The sequence below is a fragment of the Kitasatospora sp. YST-16 genome (genome assembly GCF_026802215.1).
Lineage (GTDB): Bacteria > Actinomycetota > Actinomycetes > Streptomycetales > Streptomycetaceae > Kitasatospora > Kitasatospora cineracea.
In genome coordinates this window covers 6,982,661-6,998,551 of record NZ_CP113837.1, presented here as the reverse complement: position 1 = coordinate 6,998,551, position 15,891 = coordinate 6,982,661, and the positions used below count along the sequence as shown (strand labels likewise).

The window sequence follows — 15,891 nt, the reverse complement described above, 5'->3', positions numbered from 1 at the left end:
CGCCTCCGCGCCTCCCCCGCCCGGCCCGTCCCCGACCGGGCCGCCCCCGGTCGGTCTGCCCTCCGCGGGCGGCGCTGTCCCGGCCACGCGCACTCTCCTCAGCGTTCGACGACCCACTCGACCTGACGTTCTCTCCGCCGGACGCTAGCGATCACCCCCGCCCGGAGCCCGCCGTCTGCACCGTCGGCGGCGCGTCGCTGCGCCGGACGGGTGAGCGGGCGGCGCGGCTGCCCCGGCGGGGGGACCGGCCGTGGTGGGCGGCAGGGCCCTCTCCGGAAGGGCTGGCCTGACGGGACATCAGCCATTAGGGTAGGTCTTCATGTTGAAGGACGTACACAATTCCGGGCCGGTCGAGGACACCGACGGCCACCTCTACGACCCCGGCGTGCGCGCCGCCATGAGCGCGTTCGACCCCGACGGAGACACGCTCGCCCTGGAGGCCGCCGCCGCGGTCCGCTCCGCCTCGCAGGCCGTCGACCGGCTCCGCTCGCACGGCGCGGGCGGACGCGGCCTCAGCTCCGGGGCGCTCGACGTGCTCGCCCGGCTCGCCGGCGCCGACCCGGCGGGCCTGAGCATCGGCGAACTCGCCCGCGCGGGCGGCGTCAGCTCGCGCAACGTGACCGGCCTGGTCGACACCCTGGAGGGCGAGGGCCTGGCCCGCCGCGTCCCCGACCCCGACGACCGGCGCTCGGTGCGCGCCACCATCACCCCCGCGGGCCGCGACTGGCTCGAGGACTTCCGCGTCCCCACCCGGCGCGCGATGGCCGCGGTCTTCCGCGGCTTCACCCCCGGGGAGCTGGCCGCCTTCCGGCACCTGTGCCTGCGCGTGGTCGCCAACCAGCAGCAACTGGAGCAGTACCTGGGCCGCGGCGGGCGCTGACCGGCCGCCCGCGCCGCCCGCGCCGTCCCTCGGCCGGAGTTCCTGCACGAGCGCGCGCACGGGCACTTCCCGCTGGCGGCCGGTCAGCGCCTCCCGACCGGCCCCGTCAGTCCTCCCCCGCCAGGGCGTCGACGGCGGCGCGGACGACGCCCGGGTGGGCCAGCAGGTCGGTGCTGTCGGCCCACTGGTCGACGGCGCCGATCAGCGGGCGCTCGCGCAACTGCGGTTCGGTGACGGTGCGTTGCAGGGCGCGGGCGAAGCGGTCGGCGTGCAGGACCGGGTACGGGCGGCTGTGGTAGCGGCGGCGGGCCGGGTCGAGCGGCTCGGTCAGCCCGAGCGCGTTGTGCGCGCGGGCCGCGGCCTCGTACGCGTCGGCCAGGTGGCGGGCTTTCGCGGCCGGGTCGGGGGCGGCGAGGGCGGCGCGCAGGGCCGGGGCGAGGGCGGGGCCGGTGTCGAGGCGGGCGAAGGCGCTGCCGAGCCACTTGCCGTACGGGGCGTAGCGGCGGCCCATCAGGAGGGCGAGCCGCATCAGGTCGCGGACCAGGCGGGCGGTGGTCACGGCGGCGCCGAGGTCGTCGCCCGCCTCGGCGCAGCGGCCGACGAACGCCTCCTCCTGGGCGATCCGCTGCCACTGGCAGGCCAGCAGGTGGCGCCACACATGGTCGGGGTACCAGCGCAGGCGGGCGCGGGCGGCGGTGAGCATGCCGGGGCCGTCGTGGAGGACGGCGCCGCCGGTGAACTCGGCGAGCCGCTGCTGCGGGAGGGCCAGCCAGTCGGTGGCGGACGGTTCGGCGGCGGTCCAGGCGGCGGCGGGCGGGCCGAGGCGCTCGGCGAGCCAGCCGGGCAGGTCGTGGACGGTGACCCGGTGGTCGACCGGGCCGTCGGCGGGGGCCAGGTGGCTGACCGGGTCGTCCGGGTCGCCGCTGCCGCGGTAGTGGGTGGACCAGCCGCGGATCCGGCCGGGGAGGCGTTCGGCGAGCAGCCGGTGCAGGGCGGGGCCGTGCCGGCGGGCGTCGTCCGGGGCGAGGAAGAGCTGCAGGCGCGGGCCCCAGTCGTGGTCGGTGGAGCGCGCGCTGTCGAGGCCGAGCACCTCGGAGCCGGGGCCGATCCGGGCCGCGGCGTACGGCAGGCCCGGGTGGGTGTCCGCCAGGATCGGCCGGACCGCCTCCTCGTACAGGGCCCGGGCGAGGTCCAGCCCGGGGACGAAGGGCGGGTCCGGCGGGGCGGGTGCGGTCATGCGGCCCACTGTGGCGGAGCGGGTCGGGCGGGGTCCACCGCTTATCCCCGCGGCGGGGCGGGGCCGCCCGTTCAGCCGACGGGGGCCGGGCGTTCGCGGGCGGGGGCGGTGCGCTGCGGGAGGCGGACGGCGGGGGCGGTGGCCTGCTGCGGGCGGGCCGGCGGGCGCGGTTCCTCGGGGTGGCGGCGGATCGGCAGGGCGAGCAGCAGGCCGAGGGTGGCCAGGACGTACGCGCTGCCGCCGAACAGGGTGCCGAGGTCGCGGCCGTCGGGGCGCCAGAGCCACACCATGCCGCTGGAGAGCACGAGTTGGAGCAGCCAGCAGAGGGTGAGCAGGGTGCGGCGGCGCCGGGTGCGGTCCAGTGCGGCGTCGGCGAGGACGACCAGGGCGGGCAGCATCCACACCAGGTGGTGCACCCAGGTGATCGGGCTGACCAGGCAGCAGGCGATGCCGGTGAGGCTGTACGCGGCGAGGCTGTCGCGGGCCGCTTCGGCCCGGTGCAGGCGGTACGCCCAGAGCGCGAGGACGGCCAGCGAGGCGGCCACCCACAGGGCCCGGCCGGGGAGTTGGGGGCCGAGCCGGGCGATCAGGCCCTGCAGGGACTGGTTGGACATGTTGGCGAAGCCGCCGACCCGGTCGGTGTCCCAGAGGGTGACGGTCCAGAACTGGCGGGAGACCTCCGGGCCGGCCAGGAAGCCCGCCCCGGTGGCGCCGAGCGCGGTGGCGGTGGCCGTCGCGGCGGCCCGCCACCGGCGGGTCAGCAGCAGGTGGACGATGAACAGCGCCGGGGTCAGCTTGATCGCGGCGGCCAGTCCGGTGCCCACCCCGGCAAGCAACTGCCATTTCCTGCTGGTGAATTGACGGCTCGTCAGCTCACGGTCGGCGAACACCAGGGCGACCAGCAGCAGGTTGACCTGGCCGAAGCTGAAGGTGTCGCGGACGGGGTTGCTCAGGCCGCACAGGCAGGCCGCGAGGCCGAACGCGTACCAGCGGCACCAGCCCCGGCGGCGGGCGATCGGGTCGACGATCCAGTACAGCAGCAGCGCGGTGGCGACGGCGGACAGCGCGACCCCGACCGCGATCGCCGGGTGCCAGCCGAGCAGCCGCATCGGCAGCATGCAGACGGCCGCGAACGGCGGGTAGGTGAACCCGTACGGGGTGCCGGGCCGGACGTAGTCGTAGAGCTGCCCGGTCGCGGCCCAGTGCCGCACCGTGCCGTAGTACACGCCGGCGTCGAACCAGCCCCGGTGGCCCGGGATGAACGCCAGGATCAAGGTGGTGGCCAGGACGGCGACGGCGAGCACCGCAGTCCTGGCGGTGGTGGTGCCGCGGGTCAGCACGCCGGCTGCCTTTCCTGGAAGGTGAGTTGACGCTCCGTCAGCATGACCGCGGCCGCCCCGAGGACGAGGCCGCCGGCCGCCAGCACCAACTCGGCGGAGTCCGGCTCGAATCCGTCCGGCATGACGGCGAACGCCAGTGCCGCGCAGGCGAGTTCCACCGCCCGGCGGGCACCGGCGGTCCGGGCCGCGAGCGCGGCCGGGACGGCGCACCACAGCGCGTACCAGGGCCGGAAGGCCGGTCCGAGCGCGACCACCGCCCCGAACGCGAGCGCCAGGGCCGCCACCGGCCCGCTCCCCGCCGCGCCACCCGCACCGCCAGTAGGACGACCGCCGCCACCGCCACCGCCGCCCCGAGCAGCCGGGCGCCCGCGACCGGCCCCTCCGGCGCGATGCCCGCCAGCGCGGCGGCCAGCCGGCCCAGCCCGCTGCTCGGCGACCAACTGCTCGCGGTGGCCGGGGTCGTGAGCGCGGAGACCCAGCCGTAGCCGGTCCCGGCCACGGCGGTGACGGCGGCCGTGGTGCCGGCGGCGACCGCCAGGACCGCGGCGGCGCAGCGCAGCCGGTGGCCGCGGTCGGGGGCCGCGCCCGGACGGGGCGCAGCGGCCCGACCGGGCCCGGCGCGGAAGACGCGGAAGGCGCGGGTCGGGGTTCCGGCCCACCGGGTCCCGACCGCAGCCGGGTGGGGGCCGCGGCGGAGCGCGGTGGTCGGACGGGGCGGGCCGTCCGGGGGCGGGACGGCGGTGGCGAGCCACCAGGCGGCGGGGAGGGCGAGGGCGGCGGGGGCCTTGGTCAGGGCCGCCAGGGTGATCAGGGCGGCGGCCGGCAGGGGCCGGCGGCGGGTGGCGGCGAGCAGGCCGGCGAGCATCAGGGCGAGCGGGACGGCGTCATTGTGGGCCCCTGCGACCAGGTGCAGCAGGACCAGCGGGTTGAGCGCGCCCAGCCGCAGCGCGGTCGCCGGGTCGGTGCCCAGGGCGCGGGCGAGGGCCGGGAGCAGGGCGGCCAGGGCGGCGACGGCCAGGACGGCGGTCAGCCGCAGCAGCAGGACCCCGGCGTACGGGTGGTCGGCGAGCGGGGCGGCGGCCCGGGCCAGCAGCAGGAAGGCGGGCCCGTAGGGGGCCGGGGTGTGCTGCCAGACCTGGGGTATCTGCTGGGCGATCGGGCCGCCGAGCGCGGCGGGCCCGTCCGCGTAGACGTCGAACCCGCCCGCCAGCATGGCCCCTTGGGCGAGGTAGCTGTAGGCGTCGCGGCTGAACAGCGGCGGCAGGAGCAGCAGCGGGGCGGCCCACCAGGCCAGGGTGGCCGTCAGCCAACGGGTGCGGGCGGCGGAACGGCCGGCCGCGGGAAGGCCGTTGCCGGACGGCGCGCCGGCGGACAGGGCTTCGGCAGGTAGGGCGTTGGCGGGCAGGGCTTCGGCGGGCAGGGCGTTGGCGGGCAGCGCGTCGGCAGGTGGGGCGCCGGCGGAGCGGCCGAGCAGGAGCCAGGCGGCGGTGAGGACGGTCAGGCCCGCGAAGACCAGGACGGTGCCCGCGCCGCCGGAGGCGCGCAGGGTGGGGCCGGTCGCGGCGGCGGGCAGAGCGCCGGAGGTGAGTGCGCCGGCCGCGAGGGCGAGCGAGCCCAGCAGTCCGAGCCACCGGTACCGGCTCGGGTAGGCGTTCGCGCCCGTGTTCGGCATGTCGGGAACGCTGGCAGAGCGCCGTGGCCCCCGGGGGAAGAGTCGGCGTCCGGCGGGTGGCCGCGGGGCGTCCGGCTCATGCTGTCCGCAGGCCGGGGCGGGTGCGGGGGTCAGGGCGCCCCGGAGGGGCCGTACCTGGCATTCAGCATGTGCACATCTGGTCTCCCTCGGCCGTCCACCTCAGTGCCAGGCGGGTCGGGGAGACATACGGGAGCCGCCCGCGGCCGGTACCGCCCGACCGGTGGTCCGGGTGCGAGCGCCCGTGTCGTTGCGTGTCGTCCCGTGCCGTCCGTCGCCACCCTATCGCGCCCCGAGATCCCGGAGAGTCCCGCCATGACCACCGCCCCCGCCCGTCCCGGACAGCTCCCCGCCGCCGCCCCGGCCGCCGCCCGGCTCGCCCCGAGCCGGCTCCCGGAGCCCCAACAGCCCTCGTACCAGCTGGTGTTCGCCCGCACCGCGGAGGACGTGCGGGCCGCCCAGCGGCTGCGCCACCAGGTGTTCGCGGACGAGATGGGCGCGGTGCTCGACTCGCCGCTGCCCGGCCTGGACGCCGACCCGTTCGACGAGTTCTGCGACCACCTGCTGGTGCGCGAGCAGCCCACCGGCGAGGTGGTCGGCACCTACCGGCTGCTGCGGCCCGAACAGGCGCGCCGCGCGGGCCGGTTGTACTCCGACACCGAGTTCGACCTGGCCCGGCTGGGCGGGCTGCGGGACGGCATGGTGGAGGTCGGGCGGTCCTGCATCGCCGCGGCGCACCGCGGCAACGGCGCGGTGATCAACCTGATGTGGGGCGGCATCGCCCGCTACATGACCGCCACCGGCAACGCCTGGCTGGCCGGCTGCTGCTCGATCCCGCTGGCCGACGGCGGCGCGACCGCCGCCGGGGTGTGGGACGCCGTCTCCGCCAAGCACCTGGCCCCGCAGCAGTACCGGGTCGCCCCGCTGCGCCCGTGGTCGGCCGAGGGCGTGGCCCGGGCGGGCCGCACCCCGGTCCCCGCCCTGCTGCGCGGCTACCTGCGGCTGGGCGCCTGGGTGTGCGGCGAGCCCGCGTACGACCCGGACTTCAACGTGGCCGACCTGTACGTGCTGCTGTCGCTGGAGCGCACCGACCCGCGCTACCTGCGGCACTTCCTGGCCGCGGCGGCGGACCTGCCGCTCTCCGCGATCACCGGCGGGGACACCCGTCCCGCCGCCGACCCGGTTGCCGGCGACGGCACTTCGCGCGGAACGGCGACGGCGGCATGAGCGCCTGGCTGCCGACCGCGCCGTGCACGCCCGGCGACTGCGTGACGGTCGCCGGGCCCCGCGCGGGGTGGCGCACCGGGTGCTGCGGCTGGCCGGGTGCCTGGCGGTGCTGGTCGCCGGGGTGCTGGTGGCGCCGCTGGTGCGCGCGCTGGCCTGGCTGCCGGCGGAGCGGCTGGTGCGCTGGTGGTCGCGGCTGCTGCTGGCCTCGCTGGGCGTGCGGGTGCGGCCGATCGCCGCGCCGGGCCGGCAGGCCGGCGGGTCGCTGCTGGTGTCCAACCACGTCTCGTGGCTGGACGTCCTGCTGGTCGCGGCCGTCCGGCCGGGCCGGATGCTGGCCAAGACCGAGGTCGGCCGCTGGCCGGTGCTCGGCCCGCTGACCTCCTGGGGCGGCACCATCTTCATCGACCGGGACCGGCTGCGGGCACTGCCCGGCACGGTCGAGGAGATCGCCGCGGCGCTGCGCCGCGGCGAGCGGGTGGTGGTCTTCCCGGAGGGCAGCACCTGGTGCGGACGCGGCGGCGGCCGGTTCCGCCCGGCGCTGTTCGAGGCGGCGGTGCGGGCCGACGTGCCGGTGCAGCCGCTGACGCTGCGCTACCGCACCGCGGACGGGCGGCCGAGCACCGCACCGGCGTTCGTCGGCGAGGACGGGCTGCTGGCCTCGATGTGGCGGGTGGTGTCGGTGCGCGGCCTGAGCGCGGAGGTCGAGTTCCTGCCGCAGCTGCCGCCCGCGCTGTTCCCCGGCCGCCGACAGCTCGCGGCGGCCGCCCAGCGGGTGGTCGACCGGCGCCGCCTCCCGGACGGCGCCCCGTCCGACGCCCCCGGCTGCGCGGCCTGCGCCCACCCCGTCGAACGTCCGGTCCGCGGCCCGGAGGCGCCCGGGCCACGGACCGGCACGGGGGTCGCGGCGGGCGTGGCGGCGGAGGCCGGGCGGTAACCGGGCAGGTCGGGGGGCGGCTCGGGCGGTTCGTGTGCCCGCGGTGCCCGAACGGTGGCCGGGACGGAACGGCGGGGTGTCTCCCGTATGATCGGGCGAGTTCGGAAAAGGGCGAGGAGGTGCTCGATGCAGGTGGACGAAGAGGCCGTCGGCGCTGTGCTGAACCGGCTGCGCCGGGCACAGGGCCAGCTGAACGGCGTGATTGCGATGATCGAAGCCGGCCGCGACTGCAAGGACGTGGTCACGCAACTCGCCGCCGTCTCGCGCGCGTTGGACCGCGCCGGGTTCAAGATCCTGGCGAGCGGGATGCGGCAGTGCCTGGCCGAGGCCGAGGAGGGCGCCGCGCCGATGAGCGAGGCGGAGCTCGAGAAGATGTTCCTGACCCTGGCCTGACCGGCCTGACCGGTCTGACCGGCTTGCCCAGCCGTCCGCCCGTCTGCCTGCCTGTCCGCCTGTCTGCGCACGCTGCTGTCGTGCCGCTCTGCGGCCTCTCGTGGCAGCGTGCTCCTCCGGGCAGCGCGTTCTCCGCCGTACGCTGCCCCGTCACGCACCGCGCCGGAGCGCGCGGTGCGTCGTCGTTGTCGTTGTCGTCGTTGCCGTCGTCGTCGTACGGTCGTCGGCTCAGGCCAGGGCCAGGAAGAGCTTCTCCAGTTCGGCCTCGCTCATCGGGGCGGTGCCTTCCTCGGCCTCGGCCATGCACTGGCGCATGCCGCTGGCCACGATCTTGAACCCGGCGCGGTCCAGGGCCCGGGACACGGCGGCGAGCTGGGTCACCACGTCCTTGCAGTCGCGGCCGGCCTCGATCATCGCGATCACGCCGGCCAGCTGGCCCTGTGCCCGGCGCAGCCGGTTCAGTACCGCGCCGACGGCCTCGTCGCCCACCTGCATCGGGTCTCCTCCTCGTGCTCGGCGGGCGGCCTCTGCCGCCCGCCCCCGTGTTCCGTGCCGCGTATCAGCCTGTCCTGGTACACCGTGGCACGCGTCGTGACGTTCTGCTCATACCCCCACCCGTATCAACCCGTCCGGCGGACGGCGCATTCCCCCGCCCGCCGGACGTCCCCGCTCCGCTGCTGCCCTGCCGGTCGGCCGGTTCAGGCCGCGGCGGCCCAGGCGCCGTAGCCGCCGAGCAGGTCGGAGGTCTGCGGGTGGCCGTGGTGGCGCAGCAGGCTGGCCGCGATGGAGGAGCGGTGGCCGCCGGCGCAGTGCACCACGACGGCGCGGTCCTGCGGTATCTCGCCGAGGCGGTGCGGGAGTTCGGCCAGCGGGAGGTGGACGGAGCCGGGGATGCTGCCCTCGGCGCGCTCGCCCTCGCCGCGGACGTCGACGACCAGCGGCGGTTCGGCGCCGGCGAGTTCGGTGCGCAGGTCGGCGACGGTGCGGCGGGGGGCCTGGCGCATCTGTTCGGGGACGGTGCGGAAGGCGGTCTCGGGGTCGGCGAGGTACCCGGCGACGCGGTCGAAGCCGATCCGGGCGAGCCGGGTGACGGTCTCCTGCTCGCGGCCTTCGGGGGCGATCACCAGTAGCGGCCAGGCCGGGTCGAGGACGGTGCCGGACTGCTCGGCGAAGCGCCCGTCGGCGGGGACGTTGACGGCTCCGGCGAGGTGTCCGGCGGCGAACTCCAGCGGGTCGCGGGCGTCGACCACGACGACGCCGTCGGCGCGCCGGGCGAGGAAGGCGTCGGCGTCCAGCGGGACGGCGAGGGCGGCGGTGTCGAACAGTTCGCGGTCGCGGCGGTTGAGGTCGGCGTCGTAGCCGAAGTAGCCGGGGGCGGTGGGCTGTCCGGCGGTGACGATGCCCACGAACTCGTCCTCGGTCATCGGCGCGCAGGCGTAGTTGGTGGCACGCTGCTGCCCGATGGTGGACTGCCGCTCGGTGGACAGGTTCTTGCCGCAGGCCGAGCCGGCGCCGTGCGCGGGGAAGACCCGGACCTCGTCGGGCAGCGCCATCAGCTTGTGCTGGACGCTGTCGTAGAGCATCCGGCCGAGCCGGTCGGCGGTGACGCCCGCGGAGGCCAGCAGGTCGGGGCGGCCGACGTCGCCGACGAACAGCGCGTCGCCGGTGAGCACCCCGTACGGGACGGGGTCGGCGGCCCGCTCGCGGACCAGGACGCTGATCGACTCGGGGGTGTGGCCCGGCGTCTCCATGATCTCCAGGACGACCTCGCCGAGGCTGATCCGCTCGCCCTCGGCGAGCTTGCGGATCGGGTACTCGGTCTCGGCGCGCCGCCCGTAGCCGATCCAGGCGCCGGTGCGGGCGGCGAGTTCGAGGTGGCCGGAGAGGAAGTCGGCGTGGAAGTGGGTGTTGATGACGCCCTCGACCGTGAAGCCGCGGGCCTCGGCCTCCGCGAGGTACTCGTCCACGTCCCGGCGCGGGTCGACCACCACGGCGCGGCCGGTGGTCTCGTCCGCGATCAGGTACGAGGCCTGGGAGAGGCAGTCGAGGTAGTACTGGGCGAAGAACACGAGGGTCCTCTTCTCTGCATCGGGCGGGCGCCGGGCACGGCCCGGTCGGTTTCGATACCCCCATGGGTATTATTGCAGGCAGTTCACTGCCAGGAGGGCTGACCGGTTGATACCAGCGGGGGTATATGCTCGAGACCAACGATATACCCCCGCCGGTATCTTCCCGGAGGACGGCCCCGCCGCCCGGAGAGCCGCCGGAACCCTCACGTACCGCCCCGCCACCCCTGGAGGACACCGTGGCCTGGACCCCCAAGCCGCCCGCGCCCGCACAGATCGACCCCGCCGCGGCGCACCGCCTGGCCGCCACCGGCGAGGCGCTGCTGCTCGACGTCCGCGAGCCCGAGGAGCACGCCGAGGTGCACGCGCCCGGCTCGTTCCTCGTCCCGCTCGGCACCCTCGGCACCCTCGGCACCCTCGGCACCCTCGGCGACGGCGGCGACGGCGGCGCTGGTGACGGTGGCGGTGACGGTGGCCTGGGTGCTGTGCGGGCCGCGGCCGGTGGGCGGCTGGTGCTGGCGGTGTGCCGGTCCGGCACCCGCTCGCAGACGGCCACCGAGCTGCTGAACGCGCACGGGGTGCCGACGGTGAACGTGGTCGGCGGGATGCGCGCCTGGCTCCGGGACGGGCTGCCCGCGCACCGGAACGACCTGCCCGCACATCGGGACGAGTGTCACTGCGGCGGCGCGATATGAGCAGCGTCGTCCTGCTGGCGCTGGTCGCCGGCGCGGTGGTCGGCCTGGCGCTGGGCGGACTCGGTGGCGGCGGCAGCATGCTGGCCGTCCCCGCGCTGATCTACCTGATCGGGCTGACGCCCGGCACCGCGACCACCGCCAGCCTGCTGATCGTCGCCGTGACCTCGCTCACCGGCCTGCTCGCCCACGCCCGGGCCGGACGCGTCCGCTGGCGCGAAGGACTGCTGTTCGGCGCAGCCGGACTCCCGCTCGCCGCCCTCGGCGGCGCCCTCTCCCGCCACCTGCCCGGCCCGGCCCTGACCGCCGCGTTCGCCCTGCTGGCCGGCCTGGCCGCCTGGCGGATGCTGGCGGGCGGACGACGGACGGACTCCGCCCCCGGCGCGGACGGCGGCGGAGGTGGCGGCGGCAACGCAGATGGCGGCCCGGAGTCGGTGCAGCTACGGCACCCTGCTCACGGATCGGCAGCGGTCGAGAGGCCCGGATCCGGGCCCGCACGCGTTTCCGTTCCGACGCCCGCTCCTGCTCCTACTCCCGGCGGCGCGGTTGTCGCCACCTCGGCAGTGACGATGACAGTGACGGCGGCGACGGCAACCGCGTCCGTCTCCGCGGAGATGGTCCCTGCAGGGATGAACCCCGAACCGTGCCCCCTCCCGGAGCCTCTCGGCCCGGCGGCCCCGCTCCCGGCCCCTGCCCGGGTTCCGGCTTCGGCGCGGCGCTCTGCGCTGGCGGGGGCGGGGCTGGGGGCGGCGACCGGGGTGCTGGGTGTCGGCGGCGGGTTCCTCGCGGTGCCCGCGCTGGTGTCCTTCCTGGCGTTCCCGATGGCCGAGGCGATCGGGACCAGCCTGCTGGTGATCACCCTCAACTCGCTGGCGGCGCTGCTGCCCCGGCTCGGCGGGGCCGCCGAGATCCCGTGGTCGACGGTCGGCCCGTTCGCGGCCGCCGCGATCCTCGGCGCCTGGGACGGCAAACGGCTCGCCGCCAAACTGTCCGGCCGCACGCTGCAGCGGCTGTTCGCCGGTGCGCTGCTCGCCGTCGCCGCCCTGATGCTGGTGGACGCCGTGCTCTGACCCCCGCCCCGTGCGCGCCCCCTCCGCTCCCCCACCAGCACCCACCGCACGGATGCCTCCCCCGATTTTCCCTTCCCGCTTCCCCCTCCCCTTCCCGCCCCTCGGCCGTCCGTACACGCCGGGTCCCCCCGAAAGGTTCACCCGCTCCGATGACCACCCCCCTGACCGTCGACCAGCTCCAGCCCCGCCTGCACCAGCTGATCGTCATCGACGTCCGTTCGCCCGGCGAGTTCGCCGGCGGCCACATCCCCGGTGCCCACAACGTGCCGCTCGACCAGCTGTCGCAGGCCCTGCCCGCGCTGCGGGCCGCCGCCGAGCGCGGCGAGCTGGCCGTCACCTGCGCGTCCGGCGCCCGTGCGCTGAACGCCTGCGAGCAGTTGGCGGCGGCCGGTGTGCGGGCGCTGCTCGTCGACGGCGGCACCGCCGCCTGGACGGCCAACGGCGGGGCGCTGAACCGGGTGCCGGGCCAGAAGGTCCGCTGGGCGATGGACCGGCAGGTCCGGCTGGTGGCCGGTTCGCTGGTGCTGGCGGGTGTCGTCGTCGACCTCGCCGTCCCGGGCGTGCGCTGGGTGTCGGCCGCGGTCGGCGGCGGCCTGCTGTTCTCGGCCGTCAGCAACACCTGCGCGATGGGCTCGCTGCTGGGCAAGCTCCCGTACAACCGCCCGCGCAACTCCGGTGCCGCGCTCGACGCGACGCTCACCGCGCTGCGCGACGGCGGCAAGTGACACGCGCGAACTGACGCCTCGTCAGTCGAGTTCCCGCCTCGGCGGGTTCGGCCCCCGGCGCCCTCTCCCCTGGCCGGGAGGGTACCGGGGGCCTTCTCACGACCGCGCACGTCCCCACCCACGCCCCGCACATGCCCCGCGCACACCCCGCCATCGCCCCCGCGGGCTCCGACTCGGCGTTGCCGAACGGGTGTTCAGCGCCCGGCGGCCTCGCCCTGGGGGGCGGGTGCGGACGTGGCCGTGGTGGCGGTCGGGGTGCAGGAAGCGGCGGGGGCGGCGGTGTTGTAGTGGCTGGCCAGCCAGAAGCCGACCAGCAGGCCCGCCACGCCGAGTGTCTTGTGGCGGTTGCGCTTCCACCACGAGGGCGTGCCGGCTGCCATGAAACGCAGTTGGGTGAAGTCCGGATGCTCGCTGGGCGGTGCGTCCTTGAACATTCCCATCGCGGATGATCCTCCTCTCGCGTCGGGGAGTTCATGACCATACGCCCGGTTCCGCCCTGACCGCAGGCAATTAATCCCGATTCACGGGTCTGCGCGCGCCCCCGCGCGCCCCCCTTCCGCGCCCCCGCGTGCTCTCACCAGTGCGCGGGGCGGGCCAGCACGGCGCCGAGGAGGGTGGTGGAATCGCCCTTGGCGGCGTTGAGTTGGGCCTGGGTGAGGAACAGCGCCCCGGTCAGGTCGGCGCCCCGCAGGTCGGCGTCGCGCAGGTCCGCGCCGATCAGGTCGGCGTCGCGCAGGTCGGCGCCGGAGAGGTCGGCCGCGATCAGGTAGGCGCCGCGCAGGTTGGCCCCGCGCAGGTCCGCACCGCGCAGGCGGGCCCCGATCAGGTCGGCTCCCCGGTGGTTGCGCTTCTTCCCGGGCAGCGCGTTCCTGGTCAACTCGCTGGCCTTGAGCAGGAGTTCGCTGGTCTCGGCGCGGATCGCGGGCACGTCGGCGGCGAGCAGCGCGGCGGCGTCCCGGCGGGTCAGCTGTTCGATCCCGTCCAGCGCCCGGCGGAGTTCGGCGTGCACCGGCCTGGCCTTCGGCAGCTCCAGTGCTTCGGCCAAGTACCAGAGCAGTTCGTGGAGTTGGCGCATCACCGGGAAGGTCTCGAACATCTGCCGGGCGGTCTCCCGGTCCTCGCGCCAGCTGCGCCCCTCGAAGGTGTGCTGGGAGACCTTCTGCCCGGCGCCGAAGCAGTCGAACACCGTGCAGCCCTGGTAGCCGCGTTCGCGCAGCGCGGGGTGGATCCCGCAGCGGTAGTCGGCCTGGAGGTTGCGGCAGGGCGTGCCCGCACTCTTGTTCGCCGCGAAGTCCGCGGACTTGGCGAAGGGCAGGGCGACGCAGCACAGCCCGAAGCAGGCGGAGCAGTCGGCGAGCAGGTCGAGTCGACGGCCGGTCGGGACGGGGTGCTGCTGGTCGGTCACGGTGCGGGTTCTCCTGCGGCGGGGGCGGGTGGATCGGTCCATTCTCTCCCGGACCGCCCCCGCCCGGTCCCCGGGCCACCTGCTGACCCGCCCACCCGTCCGCCCGCCTATCCGCCCACCGTCCGTCCGTGCCGTCCGGCACCGGTCCGGTCGGCGGCGAGGCAAAGCTTGGCAAAAACCTCGCTCCGACCGGTGTACGCACCGTGTCGGGTTCGGGTCCGGGCGGGTTGGCCGAGTATGGTGCGGTCCCCGGGTGCGGATCATCCGGGCGACGGACACCGAGCTGTGCGGTACGGCGACGCGCCGGGCCCGTCGACGGCTCCACGGGGGACGTGGTGAGGGAGGAGTCACGGGTGCGGCCCGAATCGGCGGGCGACAGCTCGACGGATTCGCTGCTCACGGCTGTCTCCGCGGCCCTGCGGGTGGACCGCGACGCGCTGGCCGACGCCCTGCTCGGCCAGTTGCCCGTCGCGGTCGCGGTGCTCGACGCCGACCTGCGCTGGCGCTACCTGAACCCGCCCTTCCAGCAGGTCACCGGCGTGTCGCCGACGGCCGTGCTGGGGCGGGCCGCCGCGGATCCGGACCCGGCCGTCCCGCACGTCCTGGCCGACGGGCGGCCGCGCTCCGGGACGTTCGCCGGGCGGGCCGCCGACTTCCGCCGGCTGGAGGTCGCCGGCGCGCCGACCGGGGTGCTGGTCGTGCTGCCCGGCGGCGCCGACACCCACCGGGCCGAACTCGAACGCACCCGGGCCCGGTTCGCCCTGCTGGAGGCCGGTTCGGAGCGGATCGGCACCACCCTCGACCCGGACACCACCTGCGCGGAACTCGCCGCGTTCGCCGTCCCCGACTTCGCCGCCCTCGCCCTCGTCGACGTCCTGCCGCTCGACACACCCGACACCGCCGCACACCCCGCCCCCGGCACCGACCGGGAGCGGGACCGGCCGCGGCTGCGCTGGCGGCGGGCCGCCGTGGCCCGCGAGCAGGCCCCGCCCGGCGCCGCGCCGTCGTCCGCCGTCCCACCGTCCGCGCCTGCCGCCGGGACGGTGCGCCACCGCCCCGGCTCGGTGACCGCCCGGGCGCTCGCCGAGGGCCGTCCGGTGGTCGCCAACCTGGTGTCCGCCGACGAGCTGGCGGCGCTGCTCCCGGACGAGGCCGCGCTGTCCGCGGGCCGCGGCGCCGGGGTGGACTGCCTGCTCGCCGTCCCGCTGACCGCCCGCGGCCGTCCGATCGGCGTGCTCACCCTGGCGCGGGCGCACGGCAGTTCGCTCGGGTTCACCGCCGAGGACACCGAGCTGCTCGCCGCGATCGCCGGGCGCGCCGCGCTCACCCTCGACCACGCCCGGCGCTACGCCCGCTCGCAGAACACCGCCCTGGAACTCCAGCGGGCCCTGCTCGCCGAACCCGGCAGCCCGCACCCCAACCTCGAACTCGCCTCCCGCTACCTGCCGTCCGGGATCACCTCGGTGGTCGGCGGCGACTGGTACGAGACGGTGCGGCTGCCGTTCGGCCGGACGCTGCTCGCCATGGGCGACGTGATGGGGCACGGGGTCGAGGCCGCCGTCGACATGAGCAACTACCGCTCCACGCTGCGCTACGTCGCCGCCATGGACCTGCCGCCGCACCGGATCCTGCGCCAGCTGGACGCGCTGATCGCCGAGCAGGAGAACGCCCGCCCCGCGACCTGCGTCCTGGCCCTCGCCGACCCGGCCCGGGCCCGCTGGACCCTCGCCAGTGCCGGGCACCTGCCGCCCGCGCTGCTCACCTCGCACACCACCGAACTGGTCGAGGTCCCGACCGGCCCCCCGCTGGGCACCGGCGTCGGCGGCTACGAGCAGACCGTGACAGAGCTGCGCGCCGACCACGCCCTGCTGCTGTACACCGACGGCCTGGTCGAACGGCGCGGCGAGGACATCGACGTCTCGCTCGCCCGCCTCTCCGCGCTCCGGCTCCCCGCCGACGGCCCGCTCGACTCCCTGCTGGACGGCACTCTCGCCGCACTGGCCCCGGAGGACGCCGAGGACGACATCGCCCTGCTCGCGGCCCGGGTCCGCCACCGGCCGTCCTGACCGGTGATCGACTCCGACCCGAACTGACGATCCGTCAATTACCTTTCCCTCCAAATGCCTTGGACTCAACGCCAGCGGCTCTGAGGGTCGTTCGCCGCCAGGTTCCAGCCCGGGCGGGCTTTCCCCCGGCACACCCGCCAGGGCACTCACCCGCCCCTGACCGGAA

The 15,891-nt window shown here is 76.3% G+C and carries 14 protein-coding genes and 2 pseudogenes; 9 read left to right on the top strand and 7 right to left on the bottom strand.

The genetic code is table 11. From position 1 onward, the window contains the following. Positions 1-319 precede the first annotated feature (319 nt). Complete coding sequence (locus OU787_RS31515; RefSeq protein ID WP_268661395.1) at positions 320-880, top strand: MarR family winged helix-turn-helix transcriptional regulator; 561 nt, start codon at positions 320-322, stop codon at positions 878-880. A gap of 106 nt (positions 881-986) precedes the next feature. Here the strand turns inward: OU787_RS31515 and OU787_RS31510 are convergent, their stop codons facing one another. The 3 genes from OU787_RS31510 to mptB all read right to left on the bottom strand — a co-directional run bounded on the left by OU787_RS31510 (position 987) and on the right by mptB (position 5,129). Beyond that, on the bottom strand, positions 987-2,117 hold the full coding sequence (locus OU787_RS31510) for a DUF4037 domain-containing protein (protein ID WP_268661394.1): 1,131 nt from the start codon (positions 2,115-2,117) through the stop codon (positions 987-989). A gap of 71 nt (positions 2,118-2,188) precedes the next feature. Continuing rightward, a complete protein-coding gene (locus OU787_RS31505; RefSeq protein ID WP_051817216.1) occupies positions 2,189-3,457 on the bottom strand; it encodes a glycosyltransferase 87 family protein in 1,269 nt (422 codons plus the stop codon). A gap of 37 nt (positions 3,458-3,494) precedes the next feature. Next, on the bottom strand, positions 3,495-5,129 hold the full coding sequence (mptB, locus tag OU787_RS31500; protein ID WP_268661393.1) for a polyprenol phosphomannose-dependent alpha 1,6 mannosyltransferase MptB: 1,635 nt from the start codon (positions 5,127-5,129) through the stop codon (positions 3,495-3,497). Positions 5,130-5,462: 333 nt separating this feature from the next. Here mptB and OU787_RS31495 point away from each other — a divergent pair, with 333 nt between their 5' ends. The 3 genes from OU787_RS31495 (at position 5,463) to OU787_RS31485 (ending at position 7,701) form a co-directional block, all read left to right on the top strand. Then, the gene (locus OU787_RS31495) at positions 5,463-6,374 is read left to right on the top strand and encodes a GNAT family N-acetyltransferase (protein WP_035956151.1); all 912 of its coding nucleotides are present in this window, start codon (positions 5,463-5,465) and stop codon (positions 6,372-6,374) included. Positions 6,375-6,441: 67 nt separating this feature from the next. Then, on the top strand, positions 6,442-7,308 hold the full coding sequence (locus OU787_RS31490; protein ID WP_268661392.1) for a lysophospholipid acyltransferase family protein: 867 nt from the start codon (positions 6,442-6,444) through the stop codon (positions 7,306-7,308). A gap of 126 nt (positions 7,309-7,434) precedes the next feature. Further along, entirely contained in the window at positions 7,435-7,701 is a 267-nt protein-coding gene (locus tag OU787_RS31485) for a metal-sensitive transcriptional regulator (protein WP_030461630.1), read from the top strand. Positions 7,702-7,929: 228 nt separating this feature from the next. On the opposite strand, the gene OU787_RS31480 is transcribed toward OU787_RS31485, so the two are convergent. Next, complete coding sequence (locus OU787_RS31480) at positions 7,930-8,196, bottom strand: metal-sensitive transcriptional regulator (protein ID WP_030461631.1); 267 nt, start codon at positions 8,194-8,196, stop codon at positions 7,930-7,932. Positions 8,197-8,399: 203 nt separating this feature from the next. Then, the gene (locus tag OU787_RS31475; protein ID WP_268661391.1) at positions 8,400-9,770 is read right to left on the bottom strand and encodes an MBL fold metallo-hydrolase; all 1,371 of its coding nucleotides are present in this window, start codon (positions 9,768-9,770) and stop codon (positions 8,400-8,402) included. A 236-nt stretch (positions 9,771-10,006) separates the two neighbouring features. On the opposite strand from OU787_RS31475, the gene OU787_RS31470 reads away from it, so the two are divergent. From OU787_RS31470 to OU787_RS31460, 4 genes and pseudogenes are all read left to right on the top strand, one after another. Further along, entirely contained in the window at positions 10,007-10,462 is a 456-nt protein-coding gene (locus tag OU787_RS31470; RefSeq protein ID WP_268661390.1) for a rhodanese-like domain-containing protein, read from the top strand. After that, positions 10,459-10,860 (top strand): annotated as a pseudogene (locus OU787_RS34690) (TSUP family transporter); the annotation flags it as partial. The gene OU787_RS31470 and the pseudogene OU787_RS34690, both read left to right, overlap by 4 nt. 297 nt (positions 10,861-11,157) lie before the next feature. Then, positions 11,158-11,529 (top strand): annotated as a pseudogene (locus OU787_RS34685) (TSUP family transporter); the annotation flags it as partial. Positions 11,530-11,678: 149 nt separating this feature from the next. Further along, positions 11,679-12,254, top strand: a complete 576-nt coding sequence (locus tag OU787_RS31460; RefSeq protein WP_268661388.1) for a rhodanese-like domain-containing protein — start codon at positions 11,679-11,681, stop codon at positions 12,252-12,254. Between the two features lie 194 nt (positions 12,255-12,448). Here OU787_RS31460 and OU787_RS31455 read toward each other — a convergent pair whose 3' ends face one another. Further along, a complete protein-coding gene (locus OU787_RS31455; RefSeq protein WP_123820881.1) occupies positions 12,449-12,694 on the bottom strand; it encodes a hypothetical protein in 246 nt (81 codons plus the stop codon). A 134-nt stretch (positions 12,695-12,828) separates the two neighbouring features. Beyond that, positions 12,829-13,659 carry a pentapeptide repeat-containing protein gene (locus OU787_RS31450; RefSeq protein ID WP_268661387.1) on the bottom strand — a complete coding sequence of 277 codons (831 nt, stop codon included), beginning with the start codon at positions 13,657-13,659 and terminating at the stop codon, positions 12,829-12,831. Between the two features lie 353 nt (positions 13,660-14,012). Between OU787_RS31450 and OU787_RS31445 the strand changes: the two genes are divergently transcribed. Continuing rightward, positions 14,013-15,725 carry a SpoIIE family protein phosphatase gene (locus OU787_RS31445; protein WP_268661386.1) on the top strand — a complete coding sequence of 571 codons (1,713 nt, stop codon included), beginning with the start codon at positions 14,013-14,015 and terminating at the stop codon, positions 15,723-15,725. The last annotated feature ends 166 nt before the right edge of the window (positions 15,726-15,891 follow it).